We start from the raw sequence: 223 nt of genomic DNA, 5'->3' as shown, positions 1-223 counted from the left end.
ATATTTCATGTGGTCGCGTCGGGTGCGGGTTTTATCGCTCATGAACGTTAACTGTGAGGCATAAGGGTTAACCACATTGAGCGGGCGCAACAACCGTTGGGCATTTTGATGCAGTTCGGTGATATACGCCTTTTCATTCTCGGCCAGTAAGCCTTCGAGGGTTTGTTTATGGCGCTGCAAGGCGTGGATAGCTTCGGTCTGTTCCCGCGATTCGTTCACCGTC

Annotated in this window: 1 pseudogene; it reads right to left on the bottom strand. The window is 51.6% G+C overall.

The features are described from left to right. Nucleotides 1-223, bottom strand: a pseudogene (locus tag ABR397_RS25690) (DNA primase); the annotation flags it as partial.

The sequence above is a fragment of the Photorhabdus viridis genome (assembly GCF_040256935.1).
Lineage (GTDB): Bacteria > Pseudomonadota > Gammaproteobacteria > Enterobacterales > Enterobacteriaceae > Photorhabdus > Photorhabdus viridis.
This window is presented reverse-complemented; position numbering and strand designations above follow the sequence as displayed.